We start from the raw sequence: 16,636 nt of genomic DNA, 5'->3' as shown, positions 1-16,636 counted from the left end.
AAGCTTTTAGAGTATATTCGCACCCTGATTCAGTGAGCTATTCTGTTTCAATGAGCTGAAAACAGATGCCCTACAACAGATTTTTCAAATCAGAGATCAAAAATCAAAAAATCAAAGATTTCGTATGTTCCGTACACACACTTGTGGAGAATTAAGGGCCAGTGATGCCGGTAAAAATGTAACCCTGGCCGGCTGGGTACAAACCGTTCGTAAATTCGGTGCCATTACTTTCGTTGACCTGCGTGACCGTTATGGTATTACACAATTATTATTTGGTGAAGAATTAAATACTGCATTAGATGCACAGCCACTGGGTCGTGAATTTGTATTACAGGCCATAGGTACTGTTGCAGAGAGAAGTAATAAAAATCCAAACATACCCACAGGCGATATTGAAATTCATATCAGCAGTTTTACCATACTCAATAAATCTGCGGTTCCACCTTTCACTATCCAGGATGATACAGATGGCGGTGATGACCTCCGTATGAAATATCGTTTTCTCGACCTGCGCAGAAATGCTATCCGCAAAAATCTCGAACTGCGTTATGCTGTTAACAGATCAGCGCGTAACTATTTACATGAAAATCATTTCATGGACATAGAAACCCCCTTCCTGATTAAATCTACACCGGAAGGAGCCAGAGATTTCGTTGTTCCTTCACGAATGAACCCGGGACAGTTTTATGCCTTACCACAATCGCCACAAACTTTCAAGCAGTTACTGATGGTAAGTGGATACGACCGATATTATCAGGTTGTAAAATGTTTCCGCGATGAGGACCTGCGTGCCGATCGTCAGCCGGAGTTTACACAGATCGACTGTGAAATGGCATTTGTAGAGCAGGAAGATATCCTGAATATGTTTGAAGGCATGGTGAAACGCATTTTCAAGGATGTAAAAAATATTGACTATTCCGAAAAAGTAGAACGCATGAGCTGGGAAGACGCCATGTGGATCTACGGCAACGATAAACCGGATATCCGCTTTGGCATGCAGATTGCCAACCTGAAATCAGCTTTCCTGAAAGGCGGCAAAATACATGCTACTGGCGAACTGATTAACGGTGCGGGTTTTGGCGTGTTTGATAATGCTGAAACCGTACTCGCTATTGCAGCACCCGGTTGCAGTGAATATACACGCAAGCAAACTGATGAACTCACTGAGTGGGTAAAGCGTCCGCAGATCGGTATGCAGGGACTGGTATACATTAAATGCAATACCGACGGCACTTATAAGAGCAGCGTTGATAAGTTTTATTCAGAAGATAAACTCAAAGCCATTGCCGATGCTGCAGGTGCCAAGGCAGGTGACCTTGTACTGATTTTAGCAGGCAGAGAAGAAAGAACCAGAAAAGCAACAAGTGAACTCCGTCTTGAAATGGGAAGAAGATTGGGACTGAGAAAAGATGATGAGTTTAAATTATTATGGGTATTGGATTTCCCATTGTTTGAATATGATGAAGAGGGTAACAGATGGGTAGCGCGTCACCATCCGTTTACATCGCCCAAACCCGATCAGATAGACACGATGATCAATAATAATCCCGTGATTGAAAATGCGGAAAAATACCTGGAACATCCTTATTCCAATATCAAAGCCAATGCCTATGATATGGTATTGAATGGTAATGAAATTGGCGGAGGTTCAATCCGTATTTACCAGCGTGAGTTGCAGGAGAAAATGTTTGCCGCTCTCGGCATGAGTGAAGAAGAGGCACAACACAAATTTGGTTTCTTACTGGGTGCTTTTGAATATGGGGCACCACCACATGGAGGTATCGCTTATGGATTCGATAGGCTTTGTGCTATATTGGGTGGTAGCGAAAGTATCCGTGATTTTATCGCCTTCCCCAAAAACAACAGTGGAAGAGATGTTATGTTAGATGCGCCAAGCACTATTGATCAGCAGCAGTTTGACGAGTTGCAGATTAAGCTGGATCTAAAAAACTAAGACATACTTATCTAAGCCACAGATACACAGATTAGAAAATAATCTGTGTATCTGTGGCTTACTTTATCAGGCAAATGCAGCCGGATATTTATCTCTTGCCTCCTTATGTACATCTTGCAGCATGGCCAATTTTACCAGAGAATTGATGATATAAAGAATAAGAATCACAGTTAACCCATAAAGTTCAATATCTCCCCTAAGTTCTTTACCTACCCATGAATCAAGTGGATTTTTGAATAAACCTGTTACTATCTGAAGAATCACCATCAGATAATAAAAACTAAAATCGAAAAATTGCCGGTCAGTCATCAGTAATTTTTTCTGATAGCTTTTCCGAAAAACCGATCTTTCCCTTTCAACACGAATGAGTTGAATAAGCGCAATGATTGCTATAAAAATGACTGTTCCGGCTAAAAAAGGTTCGGGTAAAAAGCGATCAACAGTTATTACACCAAGGAGTAACATTATAGCCAGCAAAATTTTGGGGAAAGTAAAATATGCGTAAAAAAGGCGTCTTTGTATACGTCCGTATTTCTTACGCATAGCGGCTGTTTTGGATGAAACAATATCACGCAATCCAAAGCTGCCGAAAGAGAAATGAACCTGCTCCAATGCCTGCTTAAAACCAAGGGATGTATCAGCTTGCATTTTTTCCTCAATGGCATTCGCCATATGATCTACGATTTCTACCTGTATATCATAATAAAGAATATTCTTTCTTTTACAATAGGCATAGAGCTCCTGAATCTGTTCATCCGTCAACATAACTAAGCTGTTTTGGGTTGAAAAATCAATGAAAGATGATCAATAAAAGATTGCAACTCCTGAAATGATTGTACAGATTGTTTCTTACCAGCTTTCGTTAATGAATAATACTTACGCATACGGTTACCGGCCGATTCAATTTCTGTTTCCAGTATCCCTGCTTCTTCCAATCTGTGTAAAAGCGGGTATAAGGCCCCTTCTGTAATATCGAGATGTCCCCTGGTTAATTCACGCGCTTTCTGGGTAATCTGATAGCCATACATACGACCGTTATCCTTTAGCAACTGAAGAATAATGGGCTCCAGACATCCTTTATACAAAGCCGACTTCTGCATACTATAAAGATAATAAAAAACAGGATACCTAATTATCTTAGGTATCCTGTTTTTTTATTAGGGTGACTTTCAGTATATTGTAACAGGTTGCTACCTCACCACGGTGAGCAGCAACTTTTTTGTTTGTACCTGACCATACAACCAACTGCCTATGCAAGGAGATTCGCTTTTTAAAGATTATGTTACCCGTTACGGCTCATGGGATGAGATGAAAGAAGCCGATAAAGTAAGGCTCCCTTACCATTCCGTTTGCCATGAAATTTATAATTTAAGTATCCCTGAACTCTTACAGAAAGACAAACTGGCCGCTGAGCTTTTTATGAGTCAGGGTATTACGTTTACCGTTTATAGTGAGAACGAAGGTATTGAGCGGATTTTCCCTTACGATATTATTCCCCGGGTAATCACCAGCAAAGAATGGGAGCAGATTGAAACAGGGATCAAACAGCGATTAAAGGCTCTGAATTTATTCCTGAAAGACATCTATCATGAACAACAGATACTGAAAGATGGCATCATTCCTGCAGCATTAATTGCCTCCTGTCCTCACTTTACCCGTGAAGTTTTTGGCATCGACGTACCACATGATATTTATGTACACATTGCAGGTATTGATCTGATCAGAGGGGCAGATGGTGCTTTTTACATACTGGAAGATAATCTCCGCACGCCTTCAGGTGTATCGTATATGCTCGAAAACAGGGAAGTTACCAAAAGGCTTTTCCCGGATCTGCTTGCCAACAGTAACGTACGCATGATCAATAATTACCCGCTTTTACTGCACGATAATCTTGTTGCGATGTCGCAGCGGAAAGTAGATCACCCCACTGTTGTATTACTTACACCCGGTGTATACAACTCTGCGTATTTCGAACATACTTTCCTTGCCCGTCAAATGGGTATTCAGCTGGTAGAAGGAAGAGACCTGCTGGTAGACAATCATAAAGTGTATATGAAAACTACGGGCGGATTAAGACAGGTAGATGTAATTTATAGGAGAATCGATGATGAATACTTAGATCCACTCGTTTTCAGGGCCGATAGCGCATTGGGTGTGCCCGGTTTAATGAGTGCGTACAGAAAAGGAAATGTTACCATTGTAAATGCACTCGGTAATGGCGTGGCAGATGATAAAGCGGTTTATGCCTATGTACCCGCCATGATCCGTTATTACCTGAATGAAGAACCTATTATACCCAATGTACCCACCTACCAGATGAAAAATGAAGAAGAACGGGAATATGCTTTTGTCAATATGGAAAAAATGGTAATCAAAGAAACCAATCAATCAGGTGGCTATGGTATGGTGATGGGTAATAAAGCATCTCACGAAGAACTGGAAAGAGCAAAAGCTGCTATACTGTTGAATCCGAGAAATTTTATTGCTCAACCGATCATACAGCTATCAACAGTACCTTGCCTGATCGACGGAAAATTACAGGCCAGACATGTTGATCTACGCCCTTATGCACTCTGCTCTCCTAACGGCATTGATATTGTTCCGGGAGGGCTTACAAGAGTAGCACTCCGGGAAGGCTCTTTGGTTGTAAATTCTTCTCAGGGTGGTGGTAGTAAAGATACATGGGTAATCGACCTCCCTGAAAATGACTGATCAATAATGTTTACGATTTTAAACTGAACGTATTATATGCTAAGTAGAATTGCAGACTCACTATACTGGTTTCAACGATACATGGAAAGAGCGGATGGTCTCTTACGCCTGCTGAAGACCAGTTATATACTTTCATTTGACAAAGTACAGGCCAGTGGTATTACATGGCAGCCCGCATTGGAAATATTTACCACTTTACCTCCCGACGAAATTAATATTCTTAAAAAAAATAACGCAGCAGCACTGAAATATTTATTACTGGATACCCAGAATCAGAATTCACTGAAGGTAATACTTACCAGGGCAAGGGAGAATGCCAGAGGGGTACAGGATCAGATTACCAAAGAAGTATGGGAACAAGTTAACCTGATTTATCATTTGATCAACCATCCTTCAACTGTAGAGAAACTATCAGGGAATGATGCTATTCTGGTACTTGATGCATTTATTAATCAAAGCGACCAGTTCTGTGGTATCACTGATAGTACCATGCCCAGGGGGCAGGGCTGGAATTATATGAATCTCGGTAAATACACAGAAAGGTGTTTGCTAACCGTTGAATTTACCCATAATTTCTTCAAGAAAGTAAACTACGACCTCAATCAGGAAGAAGATATTCTTTTCTGGAGAAGCCTTCTTCTTGCATTATCAGGTTATGAACATCATCTGAAACATTATAGCAATCAACAACACAATTACAATGTTGCCAAACAGGTACTTTTCGACAGGTATTTTCCAAGATCATTGTATTATGGTTTAGAAAGAGCACATAAGTATTTATCCGATATTGCCCTTTCAAATCCGGTAGAAGGCAGTGCTGCTATCACAAGATCATTTGGCAGAACCAACAGTTACGTAAGGTATTCTGATCTTTCTGCCGTAGCAGAAACCGGATTAGAAACTTTTTTGAACCAGGTAAGACATCATTTAAATGATTTTACCAGACAATTCGGACAATTGTATTTTTCCTATTCCTAAAGTAATTTTCATGCCTGTATTCAGTATACAACATATCACAAAGTACCAATACGACCGACCGGTTAAAGAAAGTGTAAACGAAATAAAAATATATCCGTACGCAGATGCACAGCAGGAAATACTATCACATGAAATCAAAATAACAGGTAATCCTGAAGTTTATATTTCACTTGATTATTGGAACAACAAAAAAGGAAGTTTCAATTTGTTAGCCCCGCATCAGGAATTAGTGATTGACAGCAGACTCAAGATCAGAACTGCCGACTGGGTTACAAAAGCGCTACCAGGTAGCTTACCAGACAGTTTATTACCTGCCGTTGAACAGGATATACAACTCCTTTCGCTCAGTACAGCCACTCCAATTGAAAGAGAAGTGGAAATACAACGTTATGCCAAAGCACTGTTTCATCCGGATAAGCAGGTAGCTATCATCATTAAAGATTGTTGCGAATTTATTTACCAGCAGTTTACTTATATAAAAGGTATTACCACCATTGAATCCAGTGTGGATGAAATTCTGGAAAAAAAGGCAGGTGTTTGCCAGGATTTTGCCCATGTAATGTTAGAAATATTAAGAAGGATGGAAATTCCTGCTCGGTATGTGAGTGGGTATATTTGCCCCAATAAAAATGGCATGCGGGGCGAAGGAGCTACCCATGCCTGGGTTGAAGCTTATGTGCCTGGCTATGGCTGGTTAGGCGTTGATCCAACCAATAATGTAGGGGTTACCCAACACCACGTAAAACTGGCCGTTGGTCATGATTTTACCGATTGCAGCCCTGTAAAAGGTACATTCAAAGGCCCTGCCCAGCAATCATTGTCAGTATATGTATCCGTAGGTTATGAAGATGGGGCCATATTTGAAGAACTGAATGATGTGCATATGGAAAGACAAAACACACCTGCTGCTGCCATTTTAATTGATACATTTGCGGGTCAACAACAATAAAAGGTATGCGCTCTCTTAAGATTTTTCGTGTTCTCTCTTATATCATGTTACCCATTGGCGCTTTATTCGGGCTCATAACATTGCTCACATTGATACCCGCACTCATGAATCCTTCCATGTGGCTGATGTTATTTTTATTTGCGAGCATTGTGATCTATACTTTTACAAGTTTTAAATTTCTCAATAATGGTATCGAGAGAAATGCACGCTGTAAGCCTTCCTTAAAAGATTGGATCAAGGTAAATGCTTATGTAAGTCTTGTAATAGGAGGTATGTTTTTTATCAATGCAATCGGTATTTTATCACTGGGGCCTGTTGCTTTAAGTGATTTAGTAACACAAATGATTGAATCCCAACCTAACCTCCCGAAAGGAATGCGACCCGATCTTATTATTTCATTGTTGAAAACAGTTGCCGGTTGTATGCTTGTTATCAGTATTATAGTGATTGCACATGTGATACTTACATTGGGTATGCTAAAAAAGTTTGGTCATCTTTTTACCATCCCATCCAATCATTCATCATAATTCCTTTGCTTTTTAGTATTTTACCTGCGTGAATACATCAGCTCCTTTAGCAGAAAGAATGCGTCCGGTTGTACTGGATGATCTTGTTGGTCAGGAACACCTGACCGGTAAGGGCAGTATTTTAAGAACCTCCATTGAAAACGGGCGCATACCCTCTATGCTTTTGTGGGGACCGCCAGGTGTTGGCAAAACCACCATTGCCAATATTATCGCACATAGCTTACAGGCCCCTTATTTCCAGCTGAGTGCTATCAGCAGCGGCGTAAAAGACGTGAGGGAAGTGATTGAAGAAGCCAGACACAAACCCGGATCCGTTTTATTCATAGATGAGATCCATCGTTTCAATAAAGGACAGCAGGATGCTTTACTTGGTGCCGTTGAAAAAGGGATTATTACATTGATAGGCGCCACCACAGAAAACCCATCATTTGAAGTCAACAGCGCCTTATTGAGCCGTTGCCAGGTATATGTTTTAAAGGCCTTACAGGATGCCGATCTGATTCGTTTATTACAACAGGTAACCGAAAAAGATAGTTTTCTTTCATCTTTCAATATCCATTTACAGGAAACTGCTGCACTCATTAATATATCGGGCGGAGATGCCCGTAAACTACTGAACCTTTTTGAACTGGTGGTACAAACAGCCAGCCTCAAACAAAACAACACCAAAGACATTATTATTACGGATGTGCTGGTAATGGAAATTGCACAAAAAAAAGTAGCACTTTACGATAAGCAGGGAGAGCAGCATTATGATATCATATCTGCCTTTATCAAAAGTATGCGCGGCAGTGATCCCAATGGTGCTGTTTACTGGCTGGCAAGAATGATTGAAGGTGGCGAAGATGTAAAATTCATCGCCCGCAGGATGGTTATTTTCGCCAGTGAAGACGTGGGCAATGCAAATCCCAATGCCTTGTTACTGGCCAATGCTTGTTTCGATGCCGTAAACAAAATTGGCTATCCCGAAAGCCGGATCATTCTTTCACAATGTGCTACTTATCTGGCCTCCTCGCCCAAAAGTAATGCTTCTTATGTAGCCATTGATATGGCAATCGCTGTAGTGCAGAAACAGGGCGACTTACCGGTGCCAATGCATATCAGAAACGCACCTACACAACTCATGAAGAATATGAATTATGGTAAAGGATACCAATATTCTCATATGGGTGAAGGTAATTTCATTCCCCAGGAATACCTTCCGGAAAAAATTGCCGGCACAAAATTCTATGAGCCTGGTAACAATGCCCGCGAACTGGAACTCCGGAAATTCCTCAAAGAAAGGTGGAAAGACAAATACAACTATTGATCCCGGATAACCGCTGTACCTGTTTTATTTATAAGGGTAGCTTCAGGAATTCATACAAGGATTCACCCTTCCTATCTCTTTGTTTACCGACTCATCCGATAAACAAACGGTAGAAAGCTATGTTATTCATAGATTTATTGTCCAATTCTTTCTTATGAAACAATTATTACGATTATTCTTCTTCGCAGGTGCCTTGTTATTTGCAGTTCATTCTCATGCACAAACCATCGTTCAACGTGATGCTGAGATCGAGAAAATGGTAAAAGAAGTGAGTGCCGATTCACTGAAAGCCTATATCTACAAGCTGGTAAGTTTCGGCACCCGCAACACACTGAGTACACAAACGGATCCCAACAGAGGTATTGGTGCGGCTAGGAACTGGGTTTTACAGAAATTCAATGAATTCGCCAGAAAGTCAAATGGCCGTCTCACTGCCTTTATTGATACAACTACTTTGCAGCCTATTCAGGGAGGTAGAGTAGATAGTACGATCCTTTTGGGTAACGTAATGGCGATTTTAAAAGGCACAGATACGGCAGATAAAAGAATTTTTGTCATCAGCGGTCACCTGGATAATATGCGGACCAGTGTTATGGATCGTATAGGCGATGCACCGGGAGCCAATGATGATGGTAGTGGTACCGCAGCCGTTATTGAATGTGCAAGGATAATGAGTCAGCGCAACTTTCCTGCTACTATCATCTTTGTAGCAGTAAGCGGAGAAGAACAAGGTTTACTCGGTGCAAAATTTATGGCAACCAAAGCCAAAAAAGAAGGCTGGAATATTGAAGCCGTTTTGAATAATGATATCATGGGTAGTAATAATACCAGCGAAACCAATATTATTGACAATACCCGCATTCGTGTATTCAGTGAAGGCATTCCAGCTTTTGAAACAGAAAAAAATATCCGTAATATCCGTCAGTTGGGTCTTGAGAATGATGGAAAAGCACGTCAGCTTGCACGTTATACCAAAGAAATCGGAGAGCGTTATGTAGATAACCTCGAAGTAGTCATGATTTACAGAAACGATCGTTTCCTGCGCGGTGGCGATCATACTTCATTTATAGAGCAGGGGTATGCTGCGGTTCGTTTTACAGAAATGAATGAAAATTATTATCACCAGCATCAAAACGTTCGTGTAGAAAATGGCATTCAATATGGCGATTTACCTGAATTCATGGATTATGAATATCTCCGTAAGAATACTGCCATGAACCTCAGCAATCTGGCCAATCTCTCAAAAGCGCCAGCAATGCCGGAAGAAGTAAAAATTGAAACACGCCGTTTAAGCAATTACAGCCTGATTACATGGTCTGCGCCAAAAACAGGGAAAATAAAAGGTTATTATGTACTGATTCGGGAAACCACCAGCCCGGTTTGGCAGAAGAAAATATTTACTACTGAAAAATCTTACCAGTTACCTTATTCCAAAGACAATTATTTCTTTGCTGTACAGAGTGTGAACGAATCCGGCAATGAAAGCCTTCCTGTAATTCCTGTACCTGGTAGATAAACCTGAATGATAATCAGCCACCGATTCGCAGATTAGAGAAATCTGTGAATCAGTGGCTGATTTCTTTTATACTTTTCCTGGTACCATTCTGCCTGCAACCTTTTCTTCTCCGCGGTTTCCACCCTCATGGTATTCCGCATCTTCATTCACTTCCCATAAATCATAGACTTCTTTACCTGCAATAATATTCTGAGCAGCCAGCATAGCAGTCATCATACTATGATCCTGGTTATTGTATTTATGCATTCCATTTCTACCAACAAGATATAAACCCGGATAGGCTTTAATGGCCTGTCGAATATTTTCTACATGCTCTTTATAATCCTGATCATACACAGGATAAGCTTTAGGTTGACGAACCACATAACCATCCACAACAGCACTGCCTTTTGTGAGACCAATTTTTTCTATTTCTTTTTTACCAAGTGCTATTAAAGTTTCGTCGCTGCTGGCCCACAAGCCATCGCCTTCAAAACAGAAATATTCAAGCCCATAACAAGCCATAGCAGGATCAGGCACCATATAGGGACTCCATGATTTAAAATTCTGCACCCTCCCTACTTTTACACTGGGATCGTGAATATAAATCCAGTTATCACTGAATGCGTCTTCATCGCGGCAAATCAATACTACCGTGAGGAAATCCCGGTAGCCCAATGATGAAGCGGCATGCAATACAGGTTGCGGAAAAGCGGGCACCACACTGGCAACCAATTCCCGCATGGGTGCAGAGGAAAGCACATAATCGAAATCTCCGAAGTTACCTTTATGGTTTGTTTGTACACTCCATTTACCGTCCTTTAATGCAATCTGCTGAACACCACAATTCATTTCGAGTGTCATTCCATTGGCTTTGGCTTTTTCAGCACACACTTCCCACATCATACCCGGACCCTGTTTAGGGTAACGGAAAGAATCAATCAGCGTTTTAATCACCTTATCCTTATCACCTGCCTTTTTAGATGGCTTAAACAAAGCATTCCAGATGGCACTGCTCAACGATAAACCCTTAATACGTTGTGCTGCCCAGTCGGCGCTGATTTCTTTACAGGGGATACCCCATACTTTTTCTGTGTATGTTTTGAAGAAAATATTAAAGAGCCTTTTACCAAACTGATTGGTTACCCAGTCTTCAAAATTGGTAGGATTTTTAATCGGAAACACTTTTGCTTTCAGGTAACTCAATACACAAAGACCACTTTCAATGATACCCAGTTTATTCAAAGCCTCAAATGCTACAAGTGGATATGAAAAGAATTTATGATTATAATAAATACGCGAACTTCTGGGTCTTTCGAGCATTTCATCCCCTAATATTTCTGTCCAGAAATCTTCTACTTCTTTTGATTTGGAAAAAAAACGGTGTCCTCCAATATCGAAATGAAATCCTTTATAAGACTCTGTCCGTGAAATCCCGCCCACATATTGAGGGTCTTTTTCAAAAACAGTTACAGACTGTCCGTCTTTAGCAAGCAAATAGGCTGCAGTTAATCCGGCTGGACCGGCACCAATAATGGCAATTCTTTTTTTCATATTTCTGAAAGGCCGGGAAATATATTTTCACCAGCGGGCCAAAGTTGTGAAATAAATATGGTACTACCACTATTTTTGCCACTTCATCTATATATTACTATATGAATCAATATAAATGGCACTGTAAAAGCTTCCAGAACCTTACTGTTGAGGAATTATATGCCATTATGCAACTGAGAAGCGAAGTTTTTGTAGTGGAACAGAATTGTCCTTATCTCGATCCCGACGGCAAAGATCAGCAGTCATGGCACCTGATGGGCTGGGATCAGGATAAACTGGTAGCTTATAGCCGTTTATTACCTGCCGGACTTGCCTTTGAAGAAATTTCCATCGGAAGAGTGGTTAGCTCACCCGCTTACAGAGGTAAAGGTGCCGGCAAAGAATTGATGAAAAATGCCATTGAAACCGCTTATCAACTGTTTGGGCAACAACCTATCCGGATAGGCGCACAGCAATACCTGCAAAAATTTTATGAATCACTCGGCTTTGGACAGGTAAGTGACATGTATCTCGAAGACAATATTCCGCATATTGAAATGGTCAAGTAGAGCTGCAAGTAAAGATTTGAAAACTTGCGGCTTGAAGCTTGTAGCTTACTTACTTCGCTGCTAACTCCTCCTTCACAAATCTGGCAGTATGGCTTTTCTTGTTGCTGATCATTTCTTCAGGTGTTCCCTCAAATAATATAATGCCTCCTCCATCGCCGCCTTCCGGCCCAAGATCAATAATATGATCGGCTACTTTGATCACATCAAGGTTATGTTCAATTACCAACACCGTGTTACCCCTGTCTACCAGTTTATTCAACACATCAAGCAAATGACGTATATCCTGAAAATGTAACCCGGTAGTAGGTTCATCAAGAATATAAAAAGTTTTACCTGTGTCTTTTTTTCCCAGTTCTGTAGCCAGTTTTACACGCTGGGCCTCTCCACCACTTAATGTTACAGCAGACTGCCCCAGCGTAATATAACCCAACCCCACTTCCTGTAATACTTTTACTTTCCTGTACAGATAATGAACAGGTTGAAAAAAATCACATGCCTCATCCACTGTCATGTTCAATACATCACTTATAGACTTTCCTTTGTATCGGATTTCCAGGGTTTCCCGATTGTATCTTTTTCCATTGCATTTTTCACAATGCACATATACATCAGGTAAGAAATTCATCTCAATCACCCGCATACCCCCACCTTCACACATATCACAACGACCTCCTTTTACATTGAAGGAAAATCTTCCAGCATTATAGCCCCTGATTTTGGCTTCTGGAACAGATGCAAACAATGTCCGGATCTCAGTAAAGAAACCACAATAGGTAGCAGGATTGCTTCTGGGTGTTCTACCAATGGGCGATTGATCAATTTCAATTACTTTGTCGATGTGCTCAAGCCCTTTGATACTTTTAAATTCCATCGGACTTACCCTGCTGTTATAACAATGCTTGGATAATAATGGATAGAGGGTTTCATTGATTAAAGTTGATTTACCGCTCCCACTTACACCACTTACCACTATCAGTTTTCCTAATGGAAACTGCACATTAACATTCTTCAGGTTGTTACCGGCTGCTCCTTTGAGTTCAAGCAGCTTGCCATTTCCCTTTCTACGTTCTGCTGGTATTTCAATACGCTTCTTCCCATTCAGGTATTGAGCGGTTTCAGAATTACTTTTTAATACCTCAGAAGGTGTTCCGGCTGCTACAATCTGACCACCATAAGTACCTGCTCTCGGCCCAATATCTACCAGATGATCGGCTGCCAACATAATATCTTTATCATGTTCAACCACCAACACCGTATTCCCGATATTGCGCAGGTTTTGAAGTGCTTTTATCAGCTGGTGATTGTCTCGCTGATGCAGGCCGATAGAAGGTTCATCCAGTATATAGGTAATACCCTGTAACTGTGAACCGATCTGCGTTGCCAGCCTGATTCTCTGCGATTCTCCACCACTCAGTGTCCGGGAGGGTCGGTTGAGCGACAGATATGTTAACCCTACATCCAGCAAAAAGAGTAAGCGTTCCCTGATTTCTTTCAGGATATCTTTTGCAATTACATTTTGTTTGGTATCGAGTCTTTTTTCAATGCCTTCAAACCATGCATGTAATTTATCCAGGTTCAGGTTACTGAGTTCTGAAATATTTTTTTCATCTACTTTAAACCACAGGCTTTCTTTTTTTAGCCTCGCTCCTTTACATTCACCACAGATTTTTAGTTCCATAAACTGTTCAACCCACTCACGCAGTGCTTCACTACTGCCTGTTCCGGTGAACCAGCGTTTCAACATAGGAATAATACCTTCAAAAACACCTTCGTACGGCATTCCGGGTGTTACATCATCGATATCGATGGTCTCTTCTGTAATACCATCTGCATTGCCATACAATAAAATATTGAGTGATTTCTCCGGAAGTTCCCTGATAGGTTTATCTAAACTGATTTTATTTTTTTTAGCCAATGCTTCTACATTGCGGAACATATAAGCATCCCTTTGTTCACCCAAAGGAGCGATGCCTCCTTCCTTAATACTGATGGATCTGTCGGGTATCACAGCTTCCATACTTACAGAATATACATTACCTAGGCCCTTACAAACCGGGCAGGCTCCATAAGGCGAGTTAAAGGAAAAAGCATTCGGTGATGGTTCTTCATAGCTGATACCTGTTTCATCGCACATCAGCTGTTTTGAATACTGCACGATTTTACTGGTATCATTCACGAGCAGAAACATCAGATCCTTTCCCATTTTAAGGGTTTGTTGTACACTCTGACTTACCCTTACCCGCATATCATCCGTTACCTGTAAGCGATCGATGACTACTTCAATATCGTGTATCTTATACCTGTCTACCTGAAGTTTTGGTGTAAGGTCTATGATCTCACCATCAACCCTTACTTTCAGAAAACCTTTCTTCCTGATATCTTCAAACAACTCTCTGTAATGTCCTTTCCTGCCTCTGATCAATGGTGCCAGTAAAGTAATTTTCTTCTGTCGGTATTTCTGAAAAATATTATCAACGATTTCTTCCTCACTGAACTTTACCATTTTTCTACCTGTATTATAACTATAAGCTTCTCCGATTCTTGCAAAGAGGAGACGCATGAAGTCATACACTTCTGTAACAGTACCTACTGTTGAGCGGGGATTTTTATTGGTTGTTTTTTGTTCTATTGAAATCACAGGTGAAAGACCGGTAATTTTATCTACATCAGGGCGTTCCATATCACCCATAAACTGACGGGCATAGGCACTAAAACTTTCCATATACCTACGTTGCCCTTCATTATAAATAGTGTCAAATGCAAGAGATGATTTTCCGCTTCCACTCACACCTGTAAACACTACCAGTTTGTTTTTGGGAATACTGATATCTATATTTTTCAGATTGTGTTCACGTGCCCCGAATACAGAAATTTGCTCATCCCAGGATTGCTGAAGGTTTTCTTTGGTATCCTTTACTGTTTTTTTTGCCATAGCGATACGTAAAGATAAGAACATCCTGCGAGCGATTTTGTTGCATCCGAACATCTGTTAGGATTTTTTTTTATCAGCTACAATCCTTTGTCAATAAGGATTCTATGTAATTAACAAATTTATTTTTTTCCGAAATTTGGTAATCTCAGTGATTGCACCCTACTTTTGTATCAGTTCTTTAAACAACAACTTATCAAGAAAGGCAGAGGGAATTGGCCCGATGATGCCTTGGCAACCCATATCGTTTACTCAGCGGTACGAAGGTGCCAAATCCGATCCCGCTTCAGGCGGGAAGAGATAAGTCAGAGTAAAGTTTGATTCCACAACGGTACACCGTTCTACATATTTCAAGCTCATCTGACTTACCGGATGAGCTTTTTTTATGCTCTTCCGGTAAGTCTGCTCTCCTTCAGGATTTGTTGTTGCTAAAAAACACTGATTACCAAGATTCATCATTGGCTTTCTTTTTGAGAGCACCAAAATGTTTAACATGAGCAACGCAACACAACTGATTCACAGCATTCCTGTTGACCCGTTAACCGGTGCCATTGCTGTACCCATTTACCAGACCTCCACTTTTGTACAGGAAGCGCCGGGGGTAAACAAAGGTTATGACTATGCCCGCAGCGGAAACCCTACCCGCGCAACACTTGAAAAATTAATTGCCGGGTTGGAAAATGGAGAAGTCGGCCTAGCATTTGCCAGCGGACTTGCTGCGATCGACAATGTAATTAAGCTATTGAAAACAGGTGATGAAATCGTGGCCGTAGATGATATTTATGGCGGTGCTTACCGTTTATTTAATAATGTATATGAACAGTTTGGCATTAAAGTACATTATGTAGACACTTCTGATGTAGCCAATATAGTGGATGCCATTACCCCCAACACCAAACTGATCTGGCTGGAAACACCTACCAATCCAACTTTGAAAATTTCAGATATAGCGGCCATTGCTAAAATTGCCAAGGCCAATGCCTGTTTACTTTGCGTGGATAATACTTTTGCAACACCCGCCCTACAACAACCTCTTTCGCTGGGAGCTGATATTGTAATTCATAGTGCCACCAAATACCTGGGCGGACATAGTGACCTGATTGCGGGTATTGTAGTGGCAAAAGATAAAGAGATAGGAGCCCGCTTAAAATATTTACAAAATGCATGCGGTGCAATTCTGGGACCATTCGATAGCTGGCTGGTTATTCGTGGTATTGAAACACTTCACTTACGTATTCGCCAGCATTGCAGCAGCGCTCAGGCAGTGGCTGAATTTCTTGAATCCCATCCGCAAGTTGACAAAGTATATTACCCGGGTCTTTCTTCACACCCCAATCATTTGATTGCAAAAAAACAGGCGAAAAATTTTGGTGGCATCGTTTCTTTTTCACTTAAAGATGATACTGAAGAAGCCGCAATCAACTTCGTTACCTCAACCGGTTTATTCAAACTGGCTGAAAGTCTGGGGGGCATTAAAAGTCTGATATCACACCCGGCTAATATGACCCACAAATCTATTCCTGCTGAGAAAAGAAGAGCGGCGGGTGTTTCTGACAGCCTGATCCGATTATCAATTGGTCTTGAAGAAACAGAAGACCTGATTAAAGACCTATCTGATACCTTTCAAAGGGTTCATACAAAAAAAACAACTCAATATTCAACAACTAAGACAGTATAAACA

The 16,636-nt window shown here is 40.9% G+C and carries 13 protein-coding genes and 1 riboswitch; of the genes, 9 read left to right on the top strand and 4 right to left on the bottom strand.

Annotated features, from left to right (window positions below; genetic code table 11):
• Positions 1–124: 124 nt before the first annotated feature.
• Positions 125–1,954: an aspartate--tRNA ligase gene (gene aspS / locus BC659_RS12455; RefSeq protein ID WP_133475082.1), complete on the top strand. Its 1,830-nt coding sequence runs from the start codon at positions 125–127 to the stop codon at positions 1,952–1,954.
• A 66-nt stretch (positions 1,955–2,020) separates the two neighbouring features.
• Here the strand turns inward: aspS and BC659_RS12450 are convergent, their stop codons facing one another.
• Together BC659_RS12450 and BC659_RS12445 are read right to left on the bottom strand one after the other, a co-directional pair.
• Positions 2,021–2,719 carry a hypothetical protein gene (locus tag BC659_RS12450; protein ID WP_133475081.1) on the bottom strand — a complete coding sequence of 233 codons (699 nt, stop codon included), beginning with the start codon at positions 2,717–2,719 and terminating at the stop codon, positions 2,021–2,023.
• A gap of 2 nt (positions 2,720–2,721) precedes the next feature.
• Positions 2,722–3,054 carry a PadR family transcriptional regulator gene (locus tag BC659_RS12445; protein WP_133475080.1) on the bottom strand — a complete coding sequence of 111 codons (333 nt, stop codon included), beginning with the start codon at positions 3,052–3,054 and terminating at the stop codon, positions 2,722–2,724.
• Positions 3,055–3,205: 151 nt separating this feature from the next.
• On the opposite strand from BC659_RS12445, the gene BC659_RS12440 reads away from it, so the two are divergent.
• The 6 genes from BC659_RS12440 (at position 3,206) to BC659_RS12415 (ending at position 9,945) form a co-directional block, all read left to right on the top strand.
• On the top strand, positions 3,206–4,666 hold the full coding sequence (locus BC659_RS12440; RefSeq protein WP_133475079.1) for a circularly permuted type 2 ATP-grasp protein: 1,461 nt from the start codon (positions 3,206–3,208) through the stop codon (positions 4,664–4,666).
• Between the two features lie 36 nt (positions 4,667–4,702).
• Positions 4,703–5,644, top strand: coding sequence for an alpha-E domain-containing protein (locus BC659_RS12435; protein ID WP_133475078.1), 942 nt, complete (start codon positions 4,703–4,705; stop codon positions 5,642–5,644).
• A 10-nt stretch (positions 5,645–5,654) separates the two neighbouring features.
• Complete coding sequence (locus BC659_RS12430) at positions 5,655–6,593, top strand: transglutaminase family protein (RefSeq protein WP_133475077.1); 939 nt, start codon at positions 5,655–5,657, stop codon at positions 6,591–6,593.
• Positions 6,594–6,598: 5 nt separating this feature from the next.
• Positions 6,599–7,120, top strand: a complete 522-nt coding sequence (locus BC659_RS12425) for a hypothetical protein (protein ID WP_133475076.1) — start codon at positions 6,599–6,601, stop codon at positions 7,118–7,120.
• A 28-nt stretch (positions 7,121–7,148) separates the two neighbouring features.
• Positions 7,149–8,429 carry a replication-associated recombination protein A gene (locus tag BC659_RS12420; protein WP_133475075.1) on the top strand — a complete coding sequence of 427 codons (1,281 nt, stop codon included), beginning with the start codon at positions 7,149–7,151 and terminating at the stop codon, positions 8,427–8,429.
• Between the two features lie 154 nt (positions 8,430–8,583).
• Positions 8,584–9,945, top strand: a complete 1,362-nt coding sequence (locus BC659_RS12415) for a M28 family metallopeptidase (RefSeq protein ID WP_133475074.1) — start codon at positions 8,584–8,586, stop codon at positions 9,943–9,945.
• Positions 9,946–10,011: 66 nt separating this feature from the next.
• On the opposite strand, the gene BC659_RS12410 is transcribed toward BC659_RS12415, so the two are convergent.
• Positions 10,012–11,478 (bottom strand): NAD(P)/FAD-dependent oxidoreductase, encoded by a 1,467-nt coding sequence (locus BC659_RS12410; protein WP_133475073.1) that lies wholly within the window; start codon positions 11,476–11,478, stop codon positions 10,012–10,014.
• A gap of 101 nt (positions 11,479–11,579) precedes the next feature.
• Here BC659_RS12410 and BC659_RS12405 point away from each other — a divergent pair, with 101 nt between their 5' ends.
• Positions 11,580–12,026, top strand: a complete 447-nt coding sequence (locus BC659_RS12405) for a GNAT family N-acetyltransferase (RefSeq protein ID WP_133475072.1) — start codon at positions 11,580–11,582, stop codon at positions 12,024–12,026.
• Between the two features lie 49 nt (positions 12,027–12,075).
• Here the strand turns inward: BC659_RS12405 and uvrA are convergent, their stop codons facing one another.
• Positions 12,076–14,958 carry an excinuclease ABC subunit UvrA gene (gene uvrA, locus BC659_RS12400; RefSeq protein ID WP_133475071.1) on the bottom strand — a complete coding sequence of 961 codons (2,883 nt, stop codon included), beginning with the start codon at positions 14,956–14,958 and terminating at the stop codon, positions 12,076–12,078.
• A gap of 187 nt (positions 14,959–15,145) precedes the next feature.
• Positions 15,146–15,262, top strand: a riboswitch (SAM riboswitch).
• A 186-nt stretch (positions 15,263–15,448) separates the two neighbouring features.
• Between uvrA and BC659_RS12395 the strand changes: the two genes are divergently transcribed.
• Positions 15,449–16,633, top strand: coding sequence for a trans-sulfuration enzyme family protein (locus BC659_RS12395; RefSeq protein WP_133475070.1), 1,185 nt, complete (start codon positions 15,449–15,451; stop codon positions 16,631–16,633).
• Positions 16,634–16,636: the final 3 nt, after the last annotated feature.

Source organism: Sediminibacterium goheungense (assembly GCF_004361915.1).
In the GTDB taxonomy this organism is placed as follows: domain Bacteria; phylum Bacteroidota; class Bacteroidia; order Chitinophagales; family Chitinophagaceae; genus Sediminibacterium; species Sediminibacterium goheungense.
The sequence above is the reverse complement of the archived record's forward strand: the minus strand, read 5'-3'. Positions and strand labels throughout refer to the sequence as shown.